Consider the following 24,238-nt stretch of genomic DNA (forward strand, 5'->3'; position numbering starts at 1 on the left):
GTGGTCTTGCTCCTTGTTAAGCTTTGGCAGTATTTGGTGCTTAAGGTGATGAGGTCCAATGACTTTTCCGTTTTCAGCCAGTGAGCCAGACAATCGGCGCAAAGTCGCCAACAGATGACGCGTTCAGCAACCTTCGCGATCCCCGGTGACATCGAAACACTTACGGGTGGCTACATCTACGAAAAACAACTGCTTCTGGGCCTGCGGCGTTTGGGGTGGGACATCGCGCATTTGCAGCTGCCTGACGGTTTCCCTGACCCGACAGAGGCAGCGATAGATAGCACGGCGCGCGCCTTGGCGGGGTTGCCATCGAATCGTCCCGTGATTCTGGATGGGTTCCTCACTGGCGCAATGCCGCCGGACAGGCTGTCTGAGACGACCGCACCGATTATCGCTGTCACACACCATCCACTCGCTTACGAAACAGGGCTGTCGCCCGAGCGATCCGCTCACCTCAAACATGTGGAATGTGCGAATTTGGCCCGCGCGTCTCATATTGTCGTTCCCAGTCCGCATACCGCCCGCATGCTCATCGACGACTTCGGTGTTGCAGCGGATCGGATCAAAATCGCTCCGCCCGGTGTGACGCGGGCTGCAACGGAGATCTCCCAGCCCGCCAAGCCGCCGGAGATCCTAGCCGTCGGTCAACTGGTCAGGCGCAAGGGGCATGATACACTTCTGCATGCGCTTTCGCGCCTGAAAGATCTGCCTTGGACTGCGCATATCGTTGGACGGGAGAGCGATCCCGCGCACGCCGCTGAATTGAAACACTTGGCTTTGGAACTCGGAGTCGAAGAGCGCTTGCATTTCAACGGCGAACTGTCTCCTGACGCGCTGCGCGTCCGATATGCGACCGCGTCGATCTTTGCACTTGCGACACGGTACGAAGGCTACGGCATGGTGTTCGCCGAAGCTATGGTGCACGGTCTGCCCATCGTCACATGCGACGGCGGCGCCGTTCCTGACACGGTTCCAGTAACTGCGGGGCGCTGTGTGCGCGTCGGAGATGCCGTCGCGCTCTCTGCTGCGCTGCGCGAGCTTCTCACCGATGCCTCGCTCAGGAAGGCTCTCGCAACCGGGTCGAGGCGTCACGGCGAGAGCTTGCCAACGTGGGACGATACGGCCCGAGTGGTGAGCGATCTCTTGTATCAGCTCTCCCCTTAGGGTTGGAGCTGTTCCGGTGCGTATCGGGCGAACACCACCTGTTCCGCGAGGGCGACAGCGAAATGGGCAATCACCGCGACGAGGGTGAGCGCGACAACTGCGCTCCACAGCATGTTGTAGTCTGACGTGGAGGCTGCCAGTGCCATGAGATGACCCATCCCCTGACCGGTTGCGAGCCACTCCGCCACTGTTGCCGCCAGCACCGCTGCCGGAACGGCAATGCGCGCGGTCGCGAAAAAGGCGGGCAGGGCGGCTGGAATGCGTGCGTGAACGAGTATCCGCCACCTCGGTGCGGAATAGCTCTCGCACACATCAAGCACCGCTTTTGGCACCTGCTTGAGCCCATGCAGGCACGCAATGAGCGTCGGGAAGAAAATCATGATGGCGACGATGGTGATGACGCCGGTTGGTCCTCGGCCCAACCAAAGGACAATGAGCGGCGCCGTTGTGACGATAGGAACCGCCCGCAGGGTGATCGCAACCGGCAAGAGGACGCCGGACATACGCGGCATGAGCGTGCACAGAGCAGCAAGCGCGCCTCCCAGCGCGAGCCCGGCGAAGAACCCGGGTACGACCGTTATCAGCGTATCTCCGAGCGCGGACAGAAGCGTCTCGCGATGGGCCTCTGCTTCCGTGCCCGTTACCAGAAAACTCCAGATGTCATCGGGTCTCTTGGCGAAGAAACGGTTCAGTCCAAAAACGTCCATCACGCCCTGCCATAGCAAAAGCACCATGAGGGTCAGACCCAAAACGCCGGCGACGGACCGCAGCCAATGACGTCTCGGCGCCTTGAGCGGCGGCGCCAGTAGGGTTGTCGGCGCGCCTTTCCAAAGAAGGCGGCCGAGTTTACCGATCACCAGGTAGACACTGATCGACGTAACAGCCGCGATGCTCGCAATGGCCCAGGTCGCGTCTGTATCAAGTCGGCGCATTGCCTGAAGCGTCAGAATGCCGAGACCACGTTCCGCTCCGGTGAATTCACCAATCAATGCACCGAGAAAGGCGGCCGGGGCCGCGATCTGCAGCCCGGCGATCAGATAGGGTGTCGACGCCAGGACGCGTACCTTGGCCAGCGTCGTCCAGCGCCCGCGGCCATAGCTCTGGACCATATCGACCCACACACGCGGCACCGCCCGCAGCCCTGCGAGAAGCGGTACAAGTGTCGTGTAGAACACGCTGAGCGCTGCGAGGGTCACCTGTGGTCCGATCCCGGGGCCATAAAGCACACGCAGGATCGGGCCCGTTGCAATCAGGGGCAGGCAGAAGACGACCAGTGACAGAATGCGGATTGGTCTTTCGGACAGGGGCAAAAGCAGCGCCAGACCTGCCAAGAGGATCGCAACGGCGTTGCCCCAAAGATATCCCAATGCCGCTGTCTGAACCGTCGCCAGCAGGGCCCGTCCGAGGACAGCGTGGTTGTCCAGCAGGTACCGCAAAATTTCGATTGGGCCAGCAAAAAGAAAGCTGCCTGCCAGCAGGGTCGCAGCGAACTGCCAGGCAAGAAGCACGGCCATCAGCGTCCCCAGAAACCGGAGCACGCGGGCAGAAATTGGCGCGTCACTCATGCCGAGGAGGATCCACCGCCTCCAGCGCCCAGAGCCTCTTCGACGGTGCGCACTGTTTCGGCGAAGGCCGGTGTTTGCAGCATGTCTTCCCGTCTGGGGCGGGGCAGGGTGACGTTTATCACATCTGTGATGCGAGCGGGGCGGGCGGACAGCACGACGATCTTGTCGGCCAGCAAGACCGCTTCGGTCACCGAGTGCGTCACCAAGAGCACCGTCGTCACGCCGTCACCCCAGACGGGGGGGAGCTCGACATTGAGCCGCCTGCGGGTGAGTGCATCCACTGCTCCGAATGGTTCATCAAGCAGGAGAACCCGCGGATCTGTCGCCAAGCACCGGGCGATGGCCGCGCGCTGTCGCATCCCGCCGGAGAGTTCGGCCGGGCGTCGTGCCTCGAAACCGGACAGACCCACACGATCAATCAGGTCGGCAACCCGGCGCGGCGCGGCGGGCATCCGGACGAGCTGACGACCCAGCGCGACGTTTGCTTTCAGGGTACGCCAGGGCAGCAGCGCATCATCCTGGAAAGCTACCGCGATTTCACCTTTGGAGCGTCTGGCATGTGGTGGTTTGTCGCCAAGCAGGACACTTCCGTGATCTGCTTCCTCCAGTCCAGCGACGATCCGCAAAAGGGTCGACTTCCCGCACCCCGACGGACCGAGCAATGCCGTTGTACTGCCACCTCGAACCTGAAGGTCGATGTCGCGGACGACCGAGAGATCGCCCGCGGAAGACGAAAAGGACTTCGAGATACCGGTCAGTTCGATATCCAGCGGTGCTGGCATAGTCGTCGTTGCGATATCAGGTGCTCCCATGCACCTCTTCCAGAATACTAAGATCCCAGAGGTCAGGCGTCACGGTGCGTCCTAGCAAGGCGAGGGTCTCGATATTCGCGGCCACGGTTTCCTCTGTGAACCAGCCAAACCCGTGCTGGTCGGTCAGATCGGAAAACATCAGAGGAACCTGTCGCTCTGCCTGTAGTTCTTGCGTTGCCAGATCGAGTCCAGCGTCAGGATAGCGCTCAATAGTGAGCGCAGCGGCGGCGTCTGTGTCGGCAACGTAGTCGGTCCACCCCATGACCTCACCTTTCAGGAGCGCCACGAGATCGGAGCGCCGGTTTGCAATTGCGTCTTCTGTTGCAATGTAGGTCTGTGAGTGCACCGCATAGCCATGGTCGGCGAGCAGCATGACCACTGGTTCGACGCCTTGCATTGTCATGGCGACGGGCAGATCCGTGGACCAGGACAGCAGGCAGTCGACCTGACCTGCCAGGAGCGGCGCACCGTCATATTGTGTCGGTACGATCTCGATTTCATTGATATCCACGCCATTTAGGTCGCACAGTGCCTGCAGCACCGGAGTGTTGGCGGTGGCCATACCAATCGACTTTCCCGCTAGATCGGCGGGGCTGTTGACCGGGTTGTCCGGAAGAGACGAAATTGCAAAGGGATTTTTCTGCATCGCAACCGCCAGGATCTTGAAGGGGGCGCCGTTTTCGACAGCGGCGGCCGTGTAGTCGGCGGCTGAAATCCCCATGAGTGCAGATCCGGTGACCACTGGAGGCTCAACAGGGGCGTTTGGCCCACCGGGCGTCAGCGCGACGTCCAGCCCGAGATCGGACCAATATCCTTTCGCCTCCGCGATGTAGCTGCCGCCGAATTGAACCGAATGAAGCCAGGAGAGCTGGAAGTTCACGGGCACCGATGCAGCTGCGCGGATCGCGTTCAGGCCCAGCATGGTCGCTGCAGTCGTGGTTGTGCCCAACTGCAGAAGTTTGCGGCGCGACAATACTGGTGAAATTGGGGTCAGTTTGGGCATAGGTTCCTCGGTGTCTCTAACGCATTGCCCGAACTGAGCATGTCGGTGGTGTGGTGAGAAGGGAAAAAACGGTCTCTGGCGCGGATCGCGACAATCATACGCACTCCGCGCATGATCTTGCCGACTGTTGGCACAGTGTCGACACGGCAATCTGCCCTTTCGATCTCCTGCCTTTCCTGCGGTAACCGCGTCTTGATCCGACTGCAGCCCCCGGGTGAATCGCGATGCAACCGGGACGTGGCCGGACATGGCCTGCATGTCGATCAAGCTTTCGGCGCCGGCTCCCATGTTGGCGCGCTCAAGTGATTGAAGTCGTCAGAAACACCGAACAAAAAACGCCGCCCAAATCAACCTGCGCTCATGTCTCCGGCCTTCGCAAGATGCCGATGGGCGAACCCATCATCGTGACGTCACGACGTTCACACGTGAGGCCGCTCTGCTATGAACTTTGATCAGCAAACCGTAGACCGCCACGACCCACGCTGGCGATGGCTGCGTCGTCCTCAGTTTGGGCAGTCAAAGCCGATTTACCGCGGGACTTCGCAGAATCTCAAATTTCTGTTAACCTTACGTCAACCTCTCGGCCCAACCTCAAGAAGGAGACTGCAATGGGCGTGGATGTACCTGACGATTTCGACATCGATCTCAACCTCAGCGGCGGCAGCACCATTGACGGGGATTTTTCCGTCAGCAACACGACGCGGATCCGCGAATTGCCGACCATCGAGCTGCGGGTGCGAGAACTGCCAGAGGTGAAGATCGGTGTCACGGAGCTGCCCAAAGTGCAGCTGGGCGTCGACCCGATTGATTTCTCTCTGCGGATCAAGGAAATCCCCGCGATCCGGGCGCATTTGCCGGCGAATTTCAAGGTTGGCCTGTCGCTGCTGGGCAACGAGCTTCTGGCCATCAACCTCTGTGGCGAAGCGCAGGTGATTACCGAGGATTACAAGCCGAACCCCTGCGAAATCTGCGGGCCGCCGGGCAACGCGCGAGAAATCGCGGGTAATGTCAGCCGCATAGAACTCATCGAAGACGATGGCTGAGCTGGCAGAAGGCATCACGCTGCGCAAGGGCAGCGCTTTGGCGTCGTTCGAGGTGGCCGAGCCGCAATCCGCTGTGTTGAAACTGGGCGGCGCTCTCAAGAAGGAGATGGGTGCCGAGTTGCGCGCGCGACTGGTGCCGCGCAAGGGTCAGACCCGGATCGCGACCCGGATCGGCAAGACGGCCCCGCCGGGTGTACACAAGGCCACGCTGGTGACCAACGACGGCGAATACCCCGTGATGGTCGACGTGCCTGTGCGCGAGAAGCTGCGCCTGTCGCCAGGGTCGATCAGCATCACCGGACGACCGGGCGAGCGGATCACAGCGCAACTGACGGTCTCCAACCGGGGCAATGTGGCCCTGCCGGTGTCAACAGGTGGCGTAGGCGGGCTCTTCGCCTCCGACGGGTTGGCAGGCGCGTTTTCAGCCGCTTATGCCTCGGATGCGGAGGCGCCGCTGGAGGTCTTCGGCGAGTTCATTCTGGGTCTGCGGCGATCATACCTGGGGCTGATGCGCCTGAAGCTGACATCAAAGGACAAAGGCGATCTGGCTCCGGGCGAAAGCCGTGCGCTGACGGGTGAGTTTGCCGTGCCCGAACCGCTGAACGCTGCGACGCAGTTGGGCGCGGGCCGACGGTTTCACACCACAATCGTCATGCCGCACTTGCGTCTTGTGGCCCGTTTGACCCTGAGCGCTCCGGAATAGAAAAGGGGGACTGCCCATGAAGAAGAGCAAGATGACCGCGCGGGACATGCGCGAGAGTATGGACGCCATGTCGGACATGATGGTCCGGCAGATGGATCTGACGGGCGACCTGGTCGACAGCCTCGCGGGTTCGGCGCAGCGGTTTCTTTCCACGCTTACGGCGGGGCAATCGTCAAACTGCTGTGACATCCCCGAGCCGTGCTGGATGCCCAAGGATTTGGGCGAGTTTCACTGTCAGCTCTGTGCGGGCAGCACCGGGATCATCGAAATGCGCATCACGAACACGGATTTCCGCCCGCGAAACTTTACGATGGCCGCGGCGGGGCCGGATGCAGGCCGCCTGAAACTGACCCCGAACAGCTTTTCACTTGGTCCCAAGGAACGCCGAACGGTGCGTGCCGAGTTTGACACCAAACTCGACGACGGCGTGCATTGCGCGGAGTTCGAGGCGCTGATCTGGGTGGTCGGCTGCAACAGCCACTACCTGCGCTGGACCGTCGAAGTGGGCAAATCCGAACGCGCTTGTTGTCACCATGTCGAGGTCTTCGACCAGCCGGATTATGAGCATCATTGGTACGATCATTTCTATTGCGTGCGGCCCTGTTACGGGCGGTCGGTGCGGCCGGGCACAGGGATCAAAGGGTGATCCATGTCGAACTCACAGATGAAAGACCTTTTCAGCCAGGCCATGCGCCTGAACATGAAGTATTATTCCGGACTATTTGACGTCACCAAGGATTATCTGGGGGCGCTGCGCGATTTGGCAGAACAGGGCGCCGCGAAGGCGTCTGCACCCGCATCGGGGCCAAGAGCACAGCCCGGGGCACCAGCGATCCAGCCCCTGATCCTCGCAGCAGCCGCGGGCAAAGACGCCACGGCGAGCTTTGCGGTCACGAACAACACCGGGCAGGACGTCGCGGCAGACCCGGAGATTTCCGACAGCCTGAAGGCTGCGGGCGTGGTGGCCGAACCGGCAGGCCGGATGGTCGCGCATGGAGAAGACGTGGTCTTCACGCTGAAGGGCAGACCAACTTCGAAGATGAAACTGGATCAGGACGTGCACGGCACCGTCAGCGTGCGCCCCTTCGGTGATCGCGAAATCCCCGTGGTGTTACGACGGTTGCACGCGGCCGCCAAAACGAAGGCCAAGACGTCATGAGCGCTCCCGGCGGCATCATGGCGGAAGGGGTGCTGGTGCAAGCCATGCATCTCTATTCCGCGTTGGTTATGAAGCCCTATGAACAAGGCCGCAACGCCGGGCTGATCGAGCGGACGACGTTGGGCACCTTGCCCCAACCGCTCGACCGCGCTGGCCTTGGCCGGTATTTCTCGAAGAAGTACCCCAAGCCCGTTTTGCTGGGCCGTGCCACCGAAAACGATGCGTTGGTCTCCGAGTTCGACCGCATGGGCGAGATCTATGACGCCTATGTGCGCCCCTTCTCGACCCCGATCATGAATGCCGCTGTCGAGGAGCTGTCGGCCTGGATCAAGCCGGACTTCCGTCTGCTGGATGCAGGCTGCGGCGCGGGGCGGGAGCTTTGCCGCCTGTCGCAGATGGTGCCCGAGGGCGAAGCCGTCGGCATTGATCTGGCAGCAGGCATGGTCAATGCCGCCTATGCCTCCGCCCGTGCCAAGGCATTCGACCACACGGCCTTCTTCCAGTCCGACGTGGGCGATCTGCCGGAGGTCTTCACTGGTCAATTCGATCTGGTCTATTCCTGTCTGGCGCATCACCATTACCCGGATCCGTCTGCCGCCACGCGGGAGATCTACCGCGCGCTGCGCCCGGGCGGCTACTATACAGTGATCGACGCGGGCCCCGAATGGTTTGTGAAACGCTCTTCGGGCCTAGCACTCTGGGCCGACCCGGGTTGGATCGGGTTCCACACGCCCGAGCAGTTCATGGCGCTCTTCGAGGCCGCGGGGTTCGAAAACACCGGCTGGATCGACCTTGTGCCCGGCTTCGGCATCGCCAGCGCGCAGAAACCGGTTTGACCACGCCTGCCTACGACCGGGCCCTCATCGAGCAGGCCCTAAGTACTGCAAGGACCCGGACTGAAAAGGCGATGACCCGCTTTTTCGATGCGCGCCGCGAAACGGGGATGGATGTGCTCTACGATCAGATCAGCGACTACCCCTTTCGCGTGGGCAAAGGCCTGCGGCCCGCGCTGGTCTATGCCGCCTGTCAGGGCATGGGTGGCACCGAAGCACAGGCGGAGAATACCGCGACGGCCATCGAGCTTTTTCACAACGGCGCGCTGGTGCACGACGATATCGAGGATATCTCCGATTTCCGGCGCGGGGACGAGACGCTGTTTCGCCGTCACGGGGTGCCGATTGCGATCAATACCGGCGATGCGACCTTTGTGTTTTGCCTGTCGCTGCTCTTGGACAATGTGGAACAGTTGGGCGTGCGCAAGGCGATGCGCATTCTCAAGGATTTCGAACGCCTGAGCCGCGAATCCGTCGAAGGTCAGGCCATCGAGCTCGACTGGATCCACAACGCGCGCTTCGATCTGGAGAGCGAAGACTATCTGCGCATGGCCTATAAGAAGACCTGCTGGTACACGATGATCGCGCCCTTGCGCTTGGGGGTCGTGGCCGGGTCCGGCCCGTCGATGGTCGCCAATCTAGAAGACGCGCTGATCGATGTGATGGAGCTGGGCTACCTCGCGGGCATCGGCTTTCAGGTGCAGGACGACCTGTTGAACCTGACCGCGGATGAGGTGCTCTACGGCAAGGAAATCAGCGGCGATCTTTTTGAAGGCAAACGCACGGTCATGCTGCTGCATTTCCTGCGCACCGCGCCCAAGCGCCAGCGCGCCCGCGCCATCAAGCTGCTGACCCTGCCCCGCGCCAGCAAGGACCCCGACGAGGTGCGCTGGCTGCTCGAGGCCATGCACGCGGCAGGCTCCATCGACCACGGGCGGGCCCTGGCGCAGGATTTCATCACCCGCGCGCTCACCTTCGAAGCGGACGGGCTCAGCTTCATGCCCGAAACCCGCCACCGCCAATTCCTGCGCGAAGTGCTGAAATACGTCATTGCAAGACTGAAGTAAGAGGGACCGACATGCCACATGACCACGACCACGGGGGCACCCCGTCCAGCCCGTTCGAAGAGCTGATGAAGCTGCAAAGCGCGTTTCAGCAAAGCCTCAGCCAGGCGACCATGCAGTATCTGCGGCAGCTGCAGGGCATCGTCGGGCCGGTCACTCCAGGCACGGTGGTGCAACAGATCGACGGCGCGGGCGTGGATCTCAAGCTGCGCCCAGGTGGGCAGGCCAAGGCGAGCGTGACTGTAGAGAACCGTCAGAGGGTGCATTCCATGATCACGCCAATGATCACCCCGCTGGTCTCGGACACGGGTGCGACATGGTTCGCCCAGACCGCCTTTGCGCCGCCGACCGCCCTGCTCGCCACCGATGAGAGCCTGGAGTTCGCGCTGGTTCTGGATGCACCAGCTGACATGCCAGTTGGGGTCTATCGGGGGGCAGTGCTGATCTATGGCTGCAGCGACGGGGTGGTACCATTGGAGGTCACGGTGGCCAAACAGGCGGCCAAGCGCAAGGCCCCGGCAGCCAACGCAAAAGCCAGTGCCGCGACGGCGAAAAACAAGGCAACCGCGACAAAGAGCAAGGCCGCCCCCGCCAAGAAAGCGCCAGCCAAGAAACCCGCCCGCCGCAAACCCACCAAAGCCTCCTGAGGAGACCCGCCCATGGCCAACAGCGCAAATATTCGCCTCATCGATCCGCCGGAAGATGCCGGGCGCACCACCGCAAGCCTCTTCTCCTCTCTCGCCAGCCGGTTGATCACCCTGCATTACACCTCCGGTGTCAGTGTGATTGGCTCGACGCTGGCCGGGCTTGCACAAGCGGGGCGCGAGATTTCCAAGACGGCGGAGGGTGCGCGCATCCGCCGGGCGCTGGAGGCAAGCGCGGTGAAGGACAACGGAGAGCTGCTGTGGAACGCGCTGCGTGTGACCGGCTGGACGGAAGGGATGCCCGCCGCCCCCGTTCTCGACCACATCCGCAATGATCTGGCGCTGCTGCTGGCGGAGGATCTGGCTGAGACCATCGACAATGTCCCTGCCCCGCTGGAAAACAAAGTCTATCAAAGCAAGACGGTTCCGCCCGCAATCACCTTCATCGACACGCTGATGGGGCTGTGGATCCACTCCCGCGAGATCGTACAATCGGTCGAGGCACTGGCACGGACGGCCCCCGAACGGGACGCGGTTGAACCCGGAGACGCGGTGCACAGCGGCCCGATCCTGCGGTGACACCCTTTGACGTGCTCCGGCCACCGGTGCTGAGCGATCCGACGGCGGCCGCCTACAAAGACTGGTTTCATCTCAACGTCTTCCTGCCCGACACGGGGCGCGTTGTGCTGATCAACATGTCACTGCACGGGCCACCGTGGGACGCCCGCGCCCGGGCGGTGGGCGTGGCGCTGGCGAGCGCGCCGGATGGCGATTGGATCGGCGGGATCGAAATCGCGTCCTTCGCCGACAGCAAAGTCGACACGCAGGCCCTGTTTCTCAGCACACTCTCCATCGCCGTGACGCGTGACGGCAGCGCGTTGCACGCGAAGGTGGCAAGACCTGAAGATGGGTTTGAGGCAGATCTGATCGCGCGCCCGGTTCTGTCCGCAGGCGCGCTGGATCTGACGGCGCAGTTCGGCAGTGGCTGGATCGGCTGGAGCGCCGTGCCGGTACTGGCCATCTCCGGCACGCTCACGCTCGACGGCGAAGAGGTGTCCTTGGAGGACGCCCGCGGCTATCACGACCACAATTGGGGCCGCTGGTTCTGGGGCGAGGACGTGGCCTGGGAATGGGGCGCCTGGGTGTTGAGTGACAACATCACGGTGGTGGCTGCACGGGGGACTGACAAGGCGCATTTCGACCGGCAGCAACCGCATGTGTTCCTCGTGCATGGCAGCAAGGTTCACGGGTTTTTGCCAGGTCAGATCAGCCTGACTTACGAGGCGGCGCCTATGCGGGTGGCGCGCCGTCTGCCGGGTGCGCTGGCCGCGATCCACCCAGACCGCCGCGCCCCCGATCTGCCGACAACCGTCACCCTGCGGGCGGAAAGCCAGGCCGCCCAGTTCGAGCTGTTCTTCGAGGTCGATACCGTTGCACAGCTGCTGCTATCCGATCCGTTACGCCCCGGGTCTGGCTTCATCAACGAATTGGCCGGGCGCTGCCGTCTCGTTGCAAACCTTGATCAGATAGTTTTGCGGGCCGAAGGCTTGGGCGTGTTTGAATATGTCGAGTGATCCCCGTCATCTGCGCGACTGGATCAGCGCGCTCTATGCAACCCTTGAGCAGGCTGAACCGCACAACGCAGAGGCCATTCGCAAACTTGCCGGATCACAGATCTCGCGCATGGTACTCGACGACGACCGGGTTACGGTGCGCTTTGTCGATGGCGTGCTGCACGTCCGCCGGATGCGAGGCGGTACCGGCCAACTGAAAAGCCCAAACGGATCGACCGACCGGGAGACCGTCACCGCACTTCTTCTTGGTTACATGGAGATCTCCGAAGCCATCTCGCACGATCACATCCGGTTGCGCGGCACAGCGGAAGAGGTGATGGCGATCTGCGCGATCATTGAGGTTCTGGTTGATGCCAGCACGCGAGTTCCCGCCCTGCAACAGCTCGCTGACACGTTTCTAAGGACGGTGGGGCAGGGAACGGCCCGCGCCGGACGCCGAGCCCGCGCCCTGCATGCCAAAGCAATGGTTGCGAAAGAGAGAGGTTTTCTGACCCGCGAAGGACTTCTGCGCCGCGTGCTTTGACGAAGTATCACCTCATCACGCCCGACCTGACGATAAGGCTGCTCAAATCGTACCGCGCGGTTGTCTTTGACCGCCGCATGCTGAAATGCGCCGCCACTATCGTCGTATGGGGCCTGGACCAATCCTTTGGGCCGACCGATCACAGATAGCCCGATCCAGCCATGCATCGGTGCAAGCGCATCCTGCAGGTCTACGGGTATTCGAACCGTCTCTGGCGACTTATCCATTTCCTGAGTGATCGGAAACGACGCTCCGAAACGAAAACTCCAACGGGCTCATATGTCGACGCAAGGAACTGTCCTTTGTCTCGTCGAGTGCTCAGTCAATTTGCAAGGTAACCAGAATGTATGGGATGATTAACGAAGGAATTCGCACCTTCATCATTAACAATCACGACGAACAAACGTGGGAGACAATCTGCCAAAAAGCTGCTGTCGAAGGTCGGAGTTTCGATCATATGAAAAGCTATGACGACAGTGTGACCTACGATCTCGTTGGTGCCGTGTCTGAGCATACCGGGCTCTCCGCTGGAGAGGTGATGGCGAAGTTTGGCTCGTACTGGATCGATTACGCGGGCAGCTCCAGCTATGGAAGACTGATGAAGCGCGCGGGAGACAGCTTCCTGGAACGGTTGGCGGGCCTCGACGACATGCATGCGCAGATAAAGAAGTCGATGCCTCATCTGAAACCACCGTCCTTCCAGCTCGAAGAAATCGCCGACAGAACATATCACCTGCACTACTTCTCTCAGCGAATAGGTCTCGATACCATGGTGGTCGGACTACTTGACGGATTGGCCGAAGAGACCGGTGCGCGGATCGCGGTCAAACAGGTGGCCGAAAAGTCCGAGACCGTTGATCACAGCGTATTTGAGATCGTCCTGGCTCATTGATCTGTTTCAAGATCCGCGACACAGCCACTCCATGTTCAGCGACAGCGCGGGTTTGACCTGAAAACCGGGTGTGCGGCGACGTGAGGACCTTCCTGTTCATGACCCTTTGATCTCATAAACAGTTGGTGGGCAGTGGGATCGTCGGTTGCAAACGGCGTTGGGCCCACCCAATTGCGATGAGATCACCAGACAACGGGTGCAGCCTGCTCCAAATCATAGTGATCGGGTGGCCTTCGTGCTCTCTACCTTCGGGCGGAAAAGAATACCGTGAGTGGCGACGCTCGAAAAACTGGCTTTTATTGGGAAACGTCTTCGACTGCTCGCAGGGCGGGTACGTCCCTCATCTGCGCGCGCTGCCTCGCCGACGGATCTAAAGCGCAGCGGTAGGGCAAATGGTCCGCATCGACAAAGAGCATCATTGTCGAAGCCAGCGTCGATTGGCAGGTTCTTTGCGCATCCGACCAGGCGGCGGATCGGTGTCTGGGCGGCGCTCCGGATCCACTGTGGTGAGCGAGAGGACGACGATGGGCTTGCGGTTGCGTACTCCGGCGATCTGGACGCGCTGGCTCAAGCGGGCATCCACCGCAGTCCAATTATGCCCAAACGAGACGCGACACTTGTGATCCTGACAAAAGATGACGCGGTGGCGGCATATCCGATTAATGTGTCGGCAATAAGATAAGAAGTTGGTGCTGGCAGAAGCGGGATGATGTCATCGGTAAAGAGCCCAGCCGTGCAGGGGCCGCAGCCGGTCAGACAATCACATCCTGCGCAACCTGCTCGCCAACGCCAAAAACCTGTTTATAGCGCGCGATCTCAGCAGCAGGGCCCATCGCCTTGTTGGGATTGTCGGACAGCTTGACGGTGGGAGCACCATTCGCCTCCACCGCCTTGCAGACCAGCGAGAAGGGGGCGAGCCTATCCTCGGGCACCAGCATGCGGAAGTCGTTGGTGAGCAAGGTGCCCCACCCGAACGAGACATTGGTGCGGCCCGCGAATTTGCCGTGAAGCGAGCGGATCTTGTCCACGTCGAGCCCATCGCTGAAGATGATCCGCTTGGCGCTGGGGTCTTCTCCACGTGCTTTCCACCAGTCGATGGCGATTTCCGCCGCCTTCGCAGGGTCTCCGCTGTCGATCCGGATGCCCGTCCATCCAGCCAGCCAGTCCGGCGCCTTGTCGAGGAAGCCTTTCGTGCCGAAGGTGTCGGGCAGGATGATCCGCAGGTTGCCCTCATGCTCCTCGTGCCAGTCCGAGAGGACATCGTAGGGCGCCTGCGCCAACGCCTCGTCGGTTTCGGCCAGGGCGGCATAGACCATCGGGAGCTCATGGGCGTTGGTACCAATCGCCTCAAGCTCGCGATTCATGGCGATCTTGCAGTTCGAGGTCCCTGTGAAGGCGTCACCCAAGCCCTCCTGCATCGCCTGCACGCACCAGTCTTGCCAGAGATAGCTGTGCCGCCGACGCGTTCCGAAATCGGCAATCGACAGGTCGGAAATGTCGCGGAGCGCCTCAATCTTCTCCCAGACGCGGGTCATTGCCCGGGCATAGAGCACCTGCAGTTCGAATTTTCCCATCCGGTTCAGCACCGCCCGCCCGCGCAACTCCATCAGCACCGCCAGCGCCGGGATTTCCCAAAGCATCACCTCGGGCCAGTTGCCCTCAAACGTCAGTTCGTACTGATCTCCCTTGCGCTCTAGGTGATAGGGCGGCAAGCGCAGTTGCTCGAACCACTCCATGAAGTCGGGCCGGAACATCTGGCGCTTGCCGTAGAAGGTGTTGCCGCGCAGCCAGGTGCTTTCCCCGCGCGAGAGCGAGAGCGAGCGGATGTGGTCAAGCTGTTCGCGCAGTTCGCCCTCGTCAATGAGTTCCGCCAAAGGCACATGTTTGGAGCGGTTGATCAGGCTGAAGGTCACCCGCGTGCCGGGCTTGTTGCGAAAGACCGATTGGCACATCAGGAGTTTGTAGAAATCCGTGTCGATCAATGACCGGACAATCGGGTCGATCTTCCATTTGTGGTTCCAGACGCGTCTCGCGATATCAACCATGGCCGGTCTCCAGCCGCACACCGGTGGCTCCCATTCCGTCGCGCGCAGCGGCGAGCGATCCGTCCAGGTCAATCGCCCGGCAGAGATCTTCACGCACCGTTACGGTAAACCCGAGCTTCGCCGCATCCACGGCCGAGAAGTTCACGCAGAAGTCGAGTGCGAGGCCCGCCATGACCAACCTTTCGATGCCCCGTGTGCGAAGATAGCCTTCCAGCCCGGTGGGCGTCACCTGATCGTTCTCGAAAAACGCCGAATAGCTGTCGATGCCCGGATTATAGCCCTTGCGGATGATCAGGTCCGCGCGGTCCACCTGAAGTTCAGGGTGGAACTGCGCGCCGAGGCTGCCTTGAATACAGTGGTCGGGCCAGAGCACCTGCGGCCCATAGGGCATGTCTGTCAGATCGTAAGGCGCCTTTTCGGCGTGCGACGAGGCGAAGGAGGAATGACCCGCCGGGTGCCAGTCTTGCGTCAGGATCACCGCCTCGGCTTTGGCCATCAGCGCGTTGACGCCGCCGACGATGCTATCGCCGTCCGGTACCGCCAGAGCGCCACCGGGGCAGAAATCCTTCTGCAGGTCGATCACGATCAGGGCTTGGGTCATCCGCACCTCCCTTTTGGTCATCTTTGGGTAAGGGGCGGCGCGCGAGGCGTCAATGGCAACCGATGCGTGTGAGCGCCTGTGCGGCACGCCTCCGCTCTTGCTCCCGCAGCCGTTGGGGCCTATTTCAGCGCGCATGTATACCATTGCCGCCCTCTATCATTTCACGCGGTTTGACGACCCCGCCGCGCTCAAACCCCACCTGCTGGCTCTTTGTACTGCGCAGAATGTGCAGGGCACCCTTTTGCTTGCACAGGAAGGGGTGAACGGCACCATCGCCGGGCCGCGCGCAGGTATTGATGCGGTCATCGCACATTTGCGCGCTCTTCCGGGCTGCGCTGATCTCGAGTGGAAAGAGGCGGTCAGCGACCACGCCCCCTTTGGCAAGATGAAGGTGCGTCTCAAGCGTGAGATCGTGACTATGGGCCAACCGGATGTGGATCCACGCGCACGGGTCGGCCATTATGTCGAACCGGAAGACTGGAATGCGCTGATCACGTCACCGGATGTCGCCGTGATCGATACCCGCAACGACTATGAGGTCGCCATCGGCACCTTCGAAGGCGCCATCGACCCCAACACCCAGAGCTTCGGCGAGTTCCCGGCATGGTGGGAGGCGAACAAGGAGCGCTTCCACAACAAGAAGGTCGCGATGTTTTGCACCGGCGGCATTCGCTGTGAGAAATCTACCAACTATCTATTGGGGCAGGGTGTCGAAGACGTGTATCACCTCAAAGGCGGTATTTTGAAATATCTTGAAGACGTCCCGGAGAAGGACACGAGATGGACCGGTGCATGCTTTGTCTTTGACAACCGTGTCAGCGTTGAACATGGATTGCGCGAGGGGCCGCATATGCTGTGTCACGGATGCCGTCGTCCCATCCTCCCCCAAGACACCAAACGCGCCGAATACGAGGTGGGAGTAAGCTGTCACCAATGCGTTTCCGAGACGTCGGAGGCCGATAAGGCCCGCTTCCGTGAGCGGCAGAGACAGATGGCCCTTTCCAAGGCGCGGAGAGTTGCTGAGAGCTAGGCCGTCTTTGCGCTGTTTGGCGGTGATCGGTGTTCAGGCGACGAGTTGGGATAATCACCACACCCGGTCCGTGCCGTGAAATATTATCTCCCAGCGCGCTGTGATGCAAGCCGCTCCCGGAAGAACTCTTGCAGACATGAATGGTCTTTGCATACCGGACCAAGCCGGCTCGGACCCCACGTTGCCAGGATGCGGCGCTGTCTCAAAACAAATAGCGGGCCGACGCGACTGAGCGAGGTCAGGCTGCCGAACGGCATATCACGAAACAGAGTGTTCTCGCCGGTGCGGCTCTGATCGCAAACGTTCTCCCAGGGCCGAGCTAATTGGTAGGCGGACCTGAGGCGCAGAAGGACCGCTGCGAGATGCCAATGTTCAACGGGCCAACCGATGACGCCGGTCAATCGTTATCACACCGAACACCAACCTGTTTGCCGTTATAATGCAGAGCCAGCGACATCTTGGCGTCGTCCCTCGCCTTTGGTGTCGGGCACCTCCGCGCTGACACAGTGGAAAAACCAGCTTTCATTAAGGAGGTGGAAAGACCTTCTGCGCTATCACCGCTGTTGGGTGAATATGAGAGTGGTGAGTTATGGCTGCGCAGAGCAATCTGGCACCAGTCATCATCAAACGGAAGAAGATCATCGCCGGCGGGCACCATGGCGGTGCCTGGAAGGTCGCATATGCGGATTTCGTGACGGCGATGATGGCGTTCTTCATGATGATGTGGCTGTTGAATGCGACGACAGAACAGCAACGGCAGGGTTTGGCGGATTATTTTTCGCCGACCATACCGGTGAACCGGGTTTCCGGGGGCGGTGATGGCGCCTTCGGTGGTGAGAGCATCTTCTCTGAAGAAACCTTGCCTCAAAACGGCCTCGGTGCCACCACACACTACGCCGCCCAGCAGCAGCAGTCCCGTGGGGACAGTGGCACAAGCACGGATGACGGTGCGCAGGATGCCACCAATGAAGAGTTGGAGGAGATCATCGCGGAACTGACCGCGCTCGGTGGAGAGAGCACGGTGATGGAGAATGCACTCCAGCATATCGTGACGCGTATCACCGATGAGGGTCTTGTTATCGAACTTTTTGCCCTCGACGGCCTCCCGCTCTTTGAGGAAGGCAGTGATCGACCGACACCGCTGATGGAAACGCTTGTCGAGATGGTGGCCACGGTAAGCCAGGCTGTGACCAATGATATCGCCATCGGCGGCCATGTCCGGGCGGTACCTATTGTTTTGGCTGACAATCCGGTCTGGGATAAATCCGCCGACCGTGCGACACGCACCCGGCTCATGCTTCAGCAGGATGGCATATTGCCCGAGCGTATGCAGCGGGTGACCGGCCATGCTGATCGTGAACCGGTTCACCGCAACCCAATGGCTACGCGTAACGACAGGGTGGAAATTGTGCTGCTGCGATGAATTGTGGCCGAAATAGGGCGCATTTTATATGTTAGCGCGGTGTTAAGCCCGGACGCTTATCTGTGCGATCAATGGATGATCACATCAGAAAGGCGTGCCCATGACAATTTCTTCGTCGCTCAATGCAGGTGTTGCAGGCTTGCAGACTAATGCGCAGCGGTTGGCGTCCATCTCGGACAATATCTCAAACTCGTCGACCTATGGCTACAAGCGGGTGCAGACGGATTTCGAATCCATGGTGCTGTCCTCCGGAGGTGGGTCTTATGCCGCTGGCGGCGTCCGGGCCAACACTCAGCGTCTGATCGACGAACGCGGGCCACTGATCACCACCTCGAACCCGACGGATCTTGCGGTTCGCGGCGCGGGCATGCTGCCCGTCGCTCAGGCCGCGCAGGTGCAGACTGCGGGTGCGGACGCACCGATGTTTCTGACCACCACCGGGTCCTTCCGCACTGATGCCGAAGGCTACCTTACGTCGCAGTCTGGCCTCGTTCTGATGGGCATTCCCGCCGCTGCCGACGGTACCATCCCGCCGTTCCCGCGTGATACCGCGGATGGGCTCGAGCCGGTGCGCATCAATACAGGCCAGCTTGCGGGCAACCCGACATTGAACATGAGCCTGGGCATCAATCTTCCGGCCACGGAGACGGAGTTTGGCGCCGCGGCGCTGACTGAACAGCTGTCGGTCGAGTATTTTGACAACCTCGGTACGTCTCAGAGCATCAGCATTACTTTCACACCAACACCGCCTGCCACTGCGACCGACCCTGCGACCAATGAATGGACGATGGTGATGACCGATTCCGCCCAAGCTGGCGATGAGATCGGGCGTTACACGCTGACATTCACCGATGCGCGCACCGCCGGTGGCTCGCTCGCGACCGTTACGCCCATTCCGACCGTAACGCCAGCGGGTGCAAGCCCGGCCTATGATACGGCCACGGGCCTGATCAATGTGAACGTGGCCGCTGGCCCCATAACCATTGATATTGGCGCCATTGGCGACAACGAAGGTCTGTCGCAGCTGTCCTACAACTTCGCACCGATTTCGGTGACGAAGGACGGCTCGGCCATCGGCAACTTCATCGGGCTTGATGTGGATCCCAATGGGTTCGTGCGGGCAAGCTTTGATACAGGCGAGATCCGCACTGTCTATCAGATTCCGCTCGTGAACGTCGCCAATCCGAACGGTTTGCAGGCGTTTGACAGCCAAACCTATCTGCCATCTCGCGAAAGCGGAGCTTTCTTCCTATGGGACGCCGGAGACGGCCCGACCGGTGATATCGCGTCCTTCGCCCGCGAGGAATCCGCTGTCGACGTCGCAGGTGAGCTGACCGACATGATCAAGACCCAACGGGCGTATTCATCAAGCGCGAAGGTGATCCAGACCGTGGACGAGATGTTGCAGGAAACCACCAACATCAAGCGATAAGGCGATCTCCGCAGCTCCCAGTTAACAAGTAAGGGCCAGACATGACGATTTCATCTGCACTGTCAAATGCCATGACCGGGTTGCGCGCCGCGGGGCGCAATTCCGAGACGATCTCGGCAAATATCGCAAACGCGATGACCCCAGGTTACGGGGTGCGCTCCGTTGATCTGTCGTCGTCGTTGATCGGCGGCGTAAAGATAGATGGGATTACGCGCCTTGTCAGCCCGGCCCTTCTTGTCGATCGCGGCCTCGCCGAGGCCGCGTTCAACAACGCAAGCGACCGCACGAAGTTCTTGACCAACCATGAAGATTTTCTGGGTATTCCGGATGATCCAAACTCACTTTCAGCCAGGATTGCGCAGTTTGAAAGCAGCCTGGTCACCGCCACAAGCCGCCCTGACGCGCCCGAGCGCCTAGACGCAACGGTCAATGCCGCGCGCGACCTCGCGACGTTGATCTCTTCAGCTTCGCGGAATATCCAGGAAGCGCGCAGCGAAGCGGATCGAAATATTGATTTCCAAATCAACCAGCTGAGTACAGCCTTGACCAGCGTCCAAGAGCTGAACCGACAAATTACCAAGACCATGGCACTGGGCGGGGATACATCCGCACTGCAAGACAATCGCCAGGCTCTTGTGGACGAGATTAGCGGGATCGTCCCCGTTCGCCAAATCTCGCGAGAAAACGGTCAAATCGCGCTCTACTCGACCGGCGGTGCAATCCTGCTCGACGGTGGGGTCGCAGAGATCGAGTTCACGGCTGTCAATCAGGTGACCCCCTACATGAGCCTCGCAGGTGGCCAACTGTCAGGCCTGACAATCAATGGCTACCCCGCTCAGACAAGCAGTGATCGTGGCGCGCTCGGCGGAGGATCACTTGGGGCCCAGTTCGAGATCAGAGATGAGCTCGGGGTTGAAGCTCAGACGCAACTGGACGCGCTGGCGCGAGATTTGGTGGAACGCTTCCAGGATCCAGCGGTCGATCCGACCTTGGCCGTAGGAGACCCAGGCATTTTCACCGACACCGGCATCGCATTCGATCCACTAAACGAGGTCGGCATTTCGGAACGTTTGACTATCAACGCGGCGATCGACGACCGACAGGGGGGTGAGTCCTGGCGTTTGCGAGACGGCCTGAATGCAGTTGCCCCGGGCGATGTCGGCGACTCTCGTCAATTGCAAGCACTGTCGGAGGCTTTGCTCACACAACGTGTACCGGCGTCGGGCGATTTCGGCACAGGCGCCTTCTCGATGATCAATTTGGCCTCCACGCTGACATCGCAACTCGGCGCGGACCGAGCGCAAGCAGAGCAAACACAGACGTTCACGTCGACCCAATTCAATGAGCTGACCCAACTGGTTTTGGCCGAGGGGGTCGATACCGATCAGGAGCTTCAGAAGCTCCTGCTGGTCGAACAGACCTATGCTGCGAATGCCCGAATGATCGAGGCTGCAGACGAAATGATGCAAACAATTTTGAGGCTGTAAGCGATGAAGTCGACCTCCCTTGGTGATCTTGCACAATCCTTCATGCTGCAGCGCCGTAGCGTCGCGCTCAGGCAGGATCTGACGCGACTGACAGATGAGCTTTCGAGCGGTAAGGTCGCTGATGTCAGGCAAGTCTTGTCCGGCAATCACAACTATCTCACCGGGCTCGAACGTTCGCTGGAGGTTCTGCAAGGGTATTCTGTCGCAAACACCGAAGCCGGGTACTTGACCGGCGCCATGCAGGATTCCCTGGAGCGGGTTCAGGAGTACGGTAGTCAATTGGGGCTGGACTTGCTTCTGGCAAGCGGCGGCCCCTTGGGTGTTGTCTCCGGCAATCCAGCTGAAAATGCCAGGACGCAGCTGCAGGGGATCGTCAATTCGCTAAATGACGACGTCGCCGGGCTGAGCCTTTTTGCGGGTACAGCGACAGACAGCGCACCGCTACCGGACGCCGAAACACTGATTGGATTGGTACGCACTGTGATTGCAGGTCAACCGACGCCCGAAGACGCGCTCGCTGCGGCAGAAACTTGGTTCAATGATCCTGCGGGATTCGACGCCCTTGCCTACTCAGGCTCAACAACTGCGCTTGCACCGTTCGCGCTCTCTGATACCGAGCGTGTGTCGCTCGATATCCGTGCCGACGACGATGCAATCAAAGACTTGTTGATGCATATCACCGTTGCTGCGCTCGGCGACGACGCCGCGCTTGGGTTCGGAGTGCAAGAACAGTCAGAGCTTTTTGGACTGACGGGAATTGGTCTTCAGTCCAACCAAGATCAACTCACCAGTCTACGCGCTAGTATCGGATTTGTCGAAGAACGGATCGAAATGATCTCTGCCCGCAATCAGGCCGAAGAGACCAGTATGGAGTTTGCGCGAAATGCCTTGCTCGCAGCCGACCCCTTTGAGACGGCAACCGAGTTGGAGAGCGTTCAATTCCATCTGCAGAGCCTCTACTCCGTCACAGTTCGCAGCGCACAACTCAACTTGGTGAATTTCCTATGAGATTTCTTTTGGCCGTTTTGGCAACCGTCCTTTTATGCGTTCCGGCGCTTCATGCAGGACCTGTGCGGATCAAAGATCTGGTTGAATTTGACGGTGTACGTGGGAATGATCTCGTGGGATATGGCCTCGTTGTCGGCCTGAACGGAACCGGTGATGGGTTGCGAAATTCGCCGTTTACCGAAGAGATTATGTCCAACATTCTCGAACGTCTCGGTGTCAACGTCGCGGGCGAGCAGTTCAGACCTCAGAACGTCGCAGCGGTACTGGTAACTGCTGCTCTCCCGCCATTCGCGCGCGGAGGCAGTCAAATCGATGTGACAGTTTCGGCGATCGGAGATGCGGACAGCCTTCTAGGCGGAACACTCATCATGACCCCGTTAAATGCGGCGGACGGCCAGATCTACGCTGTTGCACAAGGCACCATCATCGCGGGCGGCGCAGTCGCGGAAGGTGACGGCGCGACAGTGACTCAAGGCGTGCCGACGTCGGGTGTGATCCCCTCCGGCGCTCGTGTGGAACGGGAAATTGAATTCGATCTCTCTAGTCTGACAAATCTCCGGCTGGCTCTGCGCGACGCTGACTTTACTACCGCCGCGCGGATCGAGCAGGCCATCAATTCCGATTTTGGGCGGCCCGTGGCGTTCATGTTGGATTCCGGTACAGTTCAACTGGATATTCCACAGACGCGAATGGCGTCGGTTGCACACGCTTTGGGCCGAATTGAAAATATATCGGTCTTGCCAGAGCGGAAGGCGCGGGTTGTCGTCGATCAGCGGTCCGGCACCATTGTCATGGGGGAAGACGTCCGAATCTCTCGCGTTGCGGTGTCTCAGGGGAACCTGACCTTGCGGATCCAGGAGGCGCCGATCGCGGTTCAGCCCAATCCATTTGCGGATGGAGAGACCGTCGTTGTGCCAAGAACAGATGCCGAAATCGAAGAGGAGCCTGGTATCGGACTTGCTGAGATCCCGACGGGGACATCCTTGTCCGAAGTCATCGCCGGGCTGAATGCGCTTGGCGTGGCCCCACGAGACATGATCGACATCCTGAAGAGCATAAAGGCGGCGGGAGCGCTGCATGCCGAATTCATAGTCCGGTAGGGCTTGCGAAGTGCGTCCATTACCGTCGCTTGACTGATATTGTATGCTCCTTTGGTTCAGCAAACCCCAATCACCAGTTTGCTGGGTACACTGTTTTGAGGGGCGATTGACCGCTTCAAAGGACGATTGAAACTAGGTGAGCGCTTACACAGATTGGGATTTTGTCGGCTCCCATCTCGCAAGGCGATCTTATATTGGTCAGTGGGTCGCGCCATACCGGATGTTCGCTCAGCATGCGCCACACAGACGGCAGGTTTTTTTCAAGCTGTGGCAATTGCCCAGGAGCCAACAACAGACCGATAGGATCTGCCAGCGGACTGGATAGTATTCTTCCCCGGCATCTTTCAGTGGAGTGCGTGAAGATCAACGTGTCAGCAAAGCTGCAGGTCTGAATAACCGAAGCAGGCAGTTAGTAGTCGGCTTTGACCACCGCGAAGCTCTCAGGTTTGTTTTTGTCGGGGCTCTCCGTCTGATCCAAGTGCTTTGACGTGCGCGGCAAGCTTGTTTGTCATATGGGTTTTCATAAGTTGCCCGAGCCCGACGGCATCGCGGCATCTTAAACGCATCATCATCTGCTTGTGCTCACTGATCGCTTCCGACCACCTTTCATCGGACAAATTTACCATGAACCGAGCCCGACTGACCCGCGCAGCGAGCCTGCGATGGTGCGCCTTCAATACATCATTCTGTGCCCCGGAAATCAGCGCGTTGTGAATATCTTGATTGGCCTGGAAATACGCCTTCCGATCCTGGGCCTTGTACGCGGCGAGCATTTCTGCATGGCGCTCTTCGATCTTCGAGATACCTTCGTCATCCAAATGTGCACATGCCAGTTCGCCGGCCAACTGTTCAAGCGCCGCGAGCACTGGAAATGTATTCTCAAGTTCCTCACGCGTGACTCGGGCGATACGAGCGCCACGGTTCGCTTGCAAGACCACCAGCCCTTCGGACGCCAGAACCTTCAGCGCCTCCCGCAGCGGCGTTCGGGACACTCCGAAACTCTCACACAGCTCCTTTTCCGGCACTTTTTCGTCCGGCTTCAGGATGTCTTCGATCACGAGATTGCGCAACCGTTCGACCAGCTCTTCATGCAAGGTGGGGCGTTGGATGCTACTGGTCAGGTTCATGTGTCT

General features: G+C 60.1%; 24 protein-coding genes. 18 read left to right on the forward strand and 6 right to left on the reverse strand.

Annotated features, from left to right (window positions below):
- The first annotated feature begins 114 nt into the window (after positions 1-114).
- Positions 115-1,164, forward strand: coding sequence for a glycosyltransferase family 4 protein (locus Q1A71_RS20580; protein ID WP_299681155.1), 1,050 nt, complete (start codon positions 115-117; stop codon positions 1,162-1,164).
- Here the strand turns inward: Q1A71_RS20580 and Q1A71_RS20585 are convergent.
- Genes Q1A71_RS20585 through Q1A71_RS20595 form a run of 3 tightly spaced genes read right to left on the reverse strand, consistent with a single transcriptional unit; the run spans position 1,161 to position 4,463 of the window.
- On the reverse strand, positions 1,161-2,729 hold the full coding sequence (locus Q1A71_RS20585) for an ABC transporter permease subunit (protein ID WP_299681157.1): 1,569 nt from the start codon (positions 2,727-2,729) through the stop codon (positions 1,161-1,163). The two genes, Q1A71_RS20580 and Q1A71_RS20585, sit on opposite strands and share 4 nt — an antisense overlap.
- Positions 2,726-3,541 (reverse strand): ABC transporter ATP-binding protein, encoded by an 816-nt coding sequence (locus Q1A71_RS20590; protein ID WP_299681159.1) that lies wholly within the window; start codon positions 3,539-3,541, stop codon positions 2,726-2,728. The genes Q1A71_RS20585 and Q1A71_RS20590 overlap by 4 nt, the downstream gene beginning before the upstream one ends.
- Entirely contained in the window at positions 3,528-4,463 is a 936-nt protein-coding gene (locus tag Q1A71_RS20595; protein ID WP_299681315.1) for an ABC transporter substrate-binding protein, read from the reverse strand. The genes Q1A71_RS20590 and Q1A71_RS20595 overlap by 14 nt, the downstream gene beginning before the upstream one ends.
- A gap of 689 nt (positions 4,464-5,152) precedes the next feature.
- Between Q1A71_RS20595 and Q1A71_RS20600 the strand changes: the two genes are divergently transcribed.
- The 11 genes from Q1A71_RS20600 to Q1A71_RS20650 all read left to right on the forward strand — a co-directional run bounded on the left by Q1A71_RS20600 (position 5,153) and on the right by Q1A71_RS20650 (position 12,979).
- Positions 5,153-5,587 carry a hypothetical protein gene (locus tag Q1A71_RS20600; RefSeq protein ID WP_299681161.1) on the forward strand — a complete coding sequence of 145 codons (435 nt, stop codon included), beginning with the start codon at positions 5,153-5,155 and terminating at the stop codon, positions 5,585-5,587.
- Positions 5,580-6,290, forward strand: coding sequence for a hypothetical protein (locus Q1A71_RS20605; protein ID WP_299681163.1), 711 nt, complete (start codon positions 5,580-5,582; stop codon positions 6,288-6,290). The genes Q1A71_RS20600 and Q1A71_RS20605 overlap by 8 nt, the downstream gene beginning before the upstream one ends.
- Positions 6,291-6,306: 16 nt before the next feature.
- A complete protein-coding gene (locus tag Q1A71_RS20610; RefSeq protein WP_299681165.1) occupies positions 6,307-6,936 on the forward strand; it encodes a hypothetical protein in 630 nt (209 codons plus the stop codon).
- A gap of 3 nt (positions 6,937-6,939) precedes the next feature.
- On the forward strand, positions 6,940-7,449 hold the full coding sequence (locus tag Q1A71_RS20615) for a hypothetical protein (protein ID WP_299681167.1): 510 nt from the start codon (positions 6,940-6,942) through the stop codon (positions 7,447-7,449).
- Positions 7,446-8,285 (forward strand): methyltransferase domain-containing protein, encoded by an 840-nt coding sequence (locus tag Q1A71_RS20620; RefSeq protein WP_299681169.1) that lies wholly within the window; start codon positions 7,446-7,448, stop codon positions 8,283-8,285. Before Q1A71_RS20615 ends, Q1A71_RS20620 begins: the two co-directional genes overlap by 4 nt.
- 71 nt (positions 8,286-8,356) lie before the next feature.
- Positions 8,357-9,349: a polyprenyl synthetase family protein gene (locus Q1A71_RS20625; RefSeq protein ID WP_299681171.1), complete on the forward strand. Its 993-nt coding sequence runs from the start codon at positions 8,357-8,359 to the stop codon at positions 9,347-9,349.
- A gap of 11 nt (positions 9,350-9,360) precedes the next feature.
- A complete protein-coding gene (locus Q1A71_RS20630) occupies positions 9,361-9,993 on the forward strand; it encodes a hypothetical protein (RefSeq protein ID WP_299681173.1) in 633 nt (210 codons plus the stop codon).
- Positions 9,994-10,005: 12 nt separating this feature from the next.
- The gene (locus tag Q1A71_RS20635) at positions 10,006-10,569 is read left to right on the forward strand and encodes a hypothetical protein (protein WP_299681175.1); all 564 of its coding nucleotides are present in this window, start codon (positions 10,006-10,008) and stop codon (positions 10,567-10,569) included.
- On the forward strand, positions 10,566-11,564 hold the full coding sequence (locus Q1A71_RS20640; protein WP_299681177.1) for a hypothetical protein: 999 nt from the start codon (positions 10,566-10,568) through the stop codon (positions 11,562-11,564). The genes Q1A71_RS20635 and Q1A71_RS20640 overlap by 4 nt, the downstream gene beginning before the upstream one ends.
- Positions 11,554-12,087, forward strand: coding sequence for a hypothetical protein (locus Q1A71_RS20645; RefSeq protein ID WP_299681179.1), 534 nt, complete (start codon positions 11,554-11,556; stop codon positions 12,085-12,087). Before Q1A71_RS20640 ends, Q1A71_RS20645 begins: the two co-directional genes overlap by 11 nt.
- 343 nt (positions 12,088-12,430) lie before the next feature.
- A complete protein-coding gene (locus tag Q1A71_RS20650) occupies positions 12,431-12,979 on the forward strand; it encodes a heme NO-binding domain-containing protein (RefSeq protein WP_299681181.1) in 549 nt (182 codons plus the stop codon).
- 752 nt (positions 12,980-13,731) lie between these two features.
- On the opposite strand, the gene pncB is transcribed toward Q1A71_RS20650, so the two are convergent.
- Together pncB and pncA are read right to left on the reverse strand one after the other, a co-directional pair.
- On the reverse strand, positions 13,732-15,024 hold the full coding sequence (pncB, locus tag Q1A71_RS20655; protein WP_299681183.1) for a nicotinate phosphoribosyltransferase: 1,293 nt from the start codon (positions 15,022-15,024) through the stop codon (positions 13,732-13,734).
- Complete coding sequence (gene pncA / locus Q1A71_RS20660; RefSeq protein WP_299681185.1) at positions 15,017-15,625, reverse strand: bifunctional nicotinamidase/pyrazinamidase; 609 nt, start codon at positions 15,623-15,625, stop codon at positions 15,017-15,019. The genes pncB and pncA overlap by 8 nt, the downstream gene beginning before the upstream one ends.
- Positions 15,626-15,758: 133 nt before the next feature.
- Between pncA and Q1A71_RS20665 the strand changes: the two genes are divergently transcribed.
- The 6 genes from Q1A71_RS20665 to Q1A71_RS20690 all read left to right on the forward strand — a co-directional run bounded on the left by Q1A71_RS20665 (position 15,759) and on the right by Q1A71_RS20690 (position 23,105).
- The gene (locus Q1A71_RS20665; protein ID WP_299681188.1) at positions 15,759-16,655 is read left to right on the forward strand and encodes a rhodanese-related sulfurtransferase; all 897 of its coding nucleotides are present in this window, start codon (positions 15,759-15,761) and stop codon (positions 16,653-16,655) included.
- Positions 16,656-17,244: 589 nt separating this feature from the next.
- Positions 17,245-18,078, forward strand: a complete 834-nt coding sequence (locus tag Q1A71_RS20670) for a flagellar motor protein MotB (protein WP_299681191.1) — start codon at positions 17,245-17,247, stop codon at positions 18,076-18,078.
- A 100-nt stretch (positions 18,079-18,178) separates the two neighbouring features.
- A complete protein-coding gene (locus Q1A71_RS20675) occupies positions 18,179-19,510 on the forward strand; it encodes a flagellar hook-basal body complex protein (protein WP_299681193.1) in 1,332 nt (443 codons plus the stop codon).
- A gap of 41 nt (positions 19,511-19,551) precedes the next feature.
- Positions 19,552-20,997, forward strand: a complete 1,446-nt coding sequence (flgK, locus tag Q1A71_RS20680) for a flagellar hook-associated protein FlgK (RefSeq protein WP_299681196.1) — start codon at positions 19,552-19,554, stop codon at positions 20,995-20,997.
- Between the two features lie 3 nt (positions 20,998-21,000).
- Entirely contained in the window at positions 21,001-22,005 is a 1,005-nt protein-coding gene (locus tag Q1A71_RS20685; RefSeq protein WP_299681199.1) for a flagellin, read from the forward strand.
- Positions 22,002-23,105 carry a flagellar basal body P-ring protein FlgI gene (locus Q1A71_RS20690; RefSeq protein ID WP_299681202.1) on the forward strand — a complete coding sequence of 368 codons (1,104 nt, stop codon included), beginning with the start codon at positions 22,002-22,004 and terminating at the stop codon, positions 23,103-23,105. The genes Q1A71_RS20685 and Q1A71_RS20690 overlap by 4 nt, the downstream gene beginning before the upstream one ends.
- Positions 23,106-23,545: 440 nt before the next feature.
- Here Q1A71_RS20690 and Q1A71_RS20695 read toward each other — a convergent pair whose 3' ends face one another.
- A complete protein-coding gene (locus Q1A71_RS20695; protein WP_299681205.1) occupies positions 23,546-24,232 on the reverse strand; it encodes a GntR family transcriptional regulator in 687 nt (228 codons plus the stop codon).
- Positions 24,233-24,238: the final 6 nt, after the last annotated feature.

The sequence above is a fragment of the uncultured Roseobacter sp. genome (assembly GCF_947493125.1).
Classification (GTDB): domain Bacteria; phylum Pseudomonadota; class Alphaproteobacteria; order Rhodobacterales; family Rhodobacteraceae; genus Roseobacter.

Bases quoted from the DNA above. Each gene is read 5' to 3' on its own strand.
- Q1A71_RS20580 (WP_299681155.1), top strand. From the start codon at position 115: ATGACGCGTTCAGCAACCTTCGCGATCCCCGGTGACATCGAAACACTT.
- Q1A71_RS20585 (WP_299681157.1), bottom strand. From the start codon at position 2,729: ATGAGTGACGCGCCAATTTCTGCCCGCGTGCTCCGGTTTCTGGGGACG.
- Q1A71_RS20590 (WP_299681159.1), bottom strand. From the start codon at position 3,541: ATGGGAGCACCTGATATCGCAACGACGACTATGCCAGCACCGCTGGAT.
- Q1A71_RS20595 (WP_299681315.1), bottom strand. From the start codon at position 4,463: ATGCTGGGCCTGAACGCGATCCGCGCAGCTGCATCGGTGCCCGTGAAC.
- Q1A71_RS20600 (WP_299681161.1), top strand. From the start codon at position 5,153: ATGGGCGTGGATGTACCTGACGATTTCGACATCGATCTCAACCTCAGC.
- Q1A71_RS20605 (WP_299681163.1), top strand. From the start codon at position 5,580: ATGGCTGAGCTGGCAGAAGGCATCACGCTGCGCAAGGGCAGCGCTTTG.
- Q1A71_RS20610 (WP_299681165.1), top strand. From the start codon at position 6,307: ATGAAGAAGAGCAAGATGACCGCGCGGGACATGCGCGAGAGTATGGAC.
- Q1A71_RS20615 (WP_299681167.1), top strand. From the start codon at position 6,940: ATGTCGAACTCACAGATGAAAGACCTTTTCAGCCAGGCCATGCGCCTG.
- Q1A71_RS20620 (WP_299681169.1), top strand. From the start codon at position 7,446: ATGAGCGCTCCCGGCGGCATCATGGCGGAAGGGGTGCTGGTGCAAGCC.
- Q1A71_RS20625 (WP_299681171.1), top strand. From the start codon at position 8,357: ATGACCCGCTTTTTCGATGCGCGCCGCGAAACGGGGATGGATGTGCTC.
- Q1A71_RS20630 (WP_299681173.1), top strand. From the start codon at position 9,361: ATGCCACATGACCACGACCACGGGGGCACCCCGTCCAGCCCGTTCGAA.
- Q1A71_RS20635 (WP_299681175.1), top strand. From the start codon at position 10,006: ATGGCCAACAGCGCAAATATTCGCCTCATCGATCCGCCGGAAGATGCC.
- Q1A71_RS20645 (WP_299681179.1), top strand. From the start codon at position 11,554: ATGTCGAGTGATCCCCGTCATCTGCGCGACTGGATCAGCGCGCTCTAT.
- Q1A71_RS20650 (WP_299681181.1), top strand. From the start codon at position 12,431: ATGTATGGGATGATTAACGAAGGAATTCGCACCTTCATCATTAACAAT.
- pncB (WP_299681183.1), bottom strand. From the start codon at position 15,024: ATGGTTGATATCGCGAGACGCGTCTGGAACCACAAATGGAAGATCGAC.
- pncA (WP_299681185.1), bottom strand. From the start codon at position 15,625: ATGACCCAAGCCCTGATCGTGATCGACCTGCAGAAGGATTTCTGCCCC.
- Q1A71_RS20665 (WP_299681188.1), top strand. From the start codon at position 15,759: ATGTATACCATTGCCGCCCTCTATCATTTCACGCGGTTTGACGACCCC.
- Q1A71_RS20670 (WP_299681191.1), top strand. From the start codon at position 17,245: ATGGCTGCGCAGAGCAATCTGGCACCAGTCATCATCAAACGGAAGAAG.
- Q1A71_RS20675 (WP_299681193.1), top strand. From the start codon at position 18,179: ATGACAATTTCTTCGTCGCTCAATGCAGGTGTTGCAGGCTTGCAGACT.
- flgK (WP_299681196.1), top strand. From the start codon at position 19,552: ATGACGATTTCATCTGCACTGTCAAATGCCATGACCGGGTTGCGCGCC.
- Q1A71_RS20685 (WP_299681199.1), top strand. From the start codon at position 21,001: ATGAAGTCGACCTCCCTTGGTGATCTTGCACAATCCTTCATGCTGCAG.
- Q1A71_RS20690 (WP_299681202.1), top strand. From the start codon at position 22,002: ATGAGATTTCTTTTGGCCGTTTTGGCAACCGTCCTTTTATGCGTTCCG.
- Q1A71_RS20695 (WP_299681205.1), bottom strand. From the start codon at position 24,232: ATGAACCTGACCAGTAGCATCCAACGCCCCACCTTGCATGAAGAGCTG.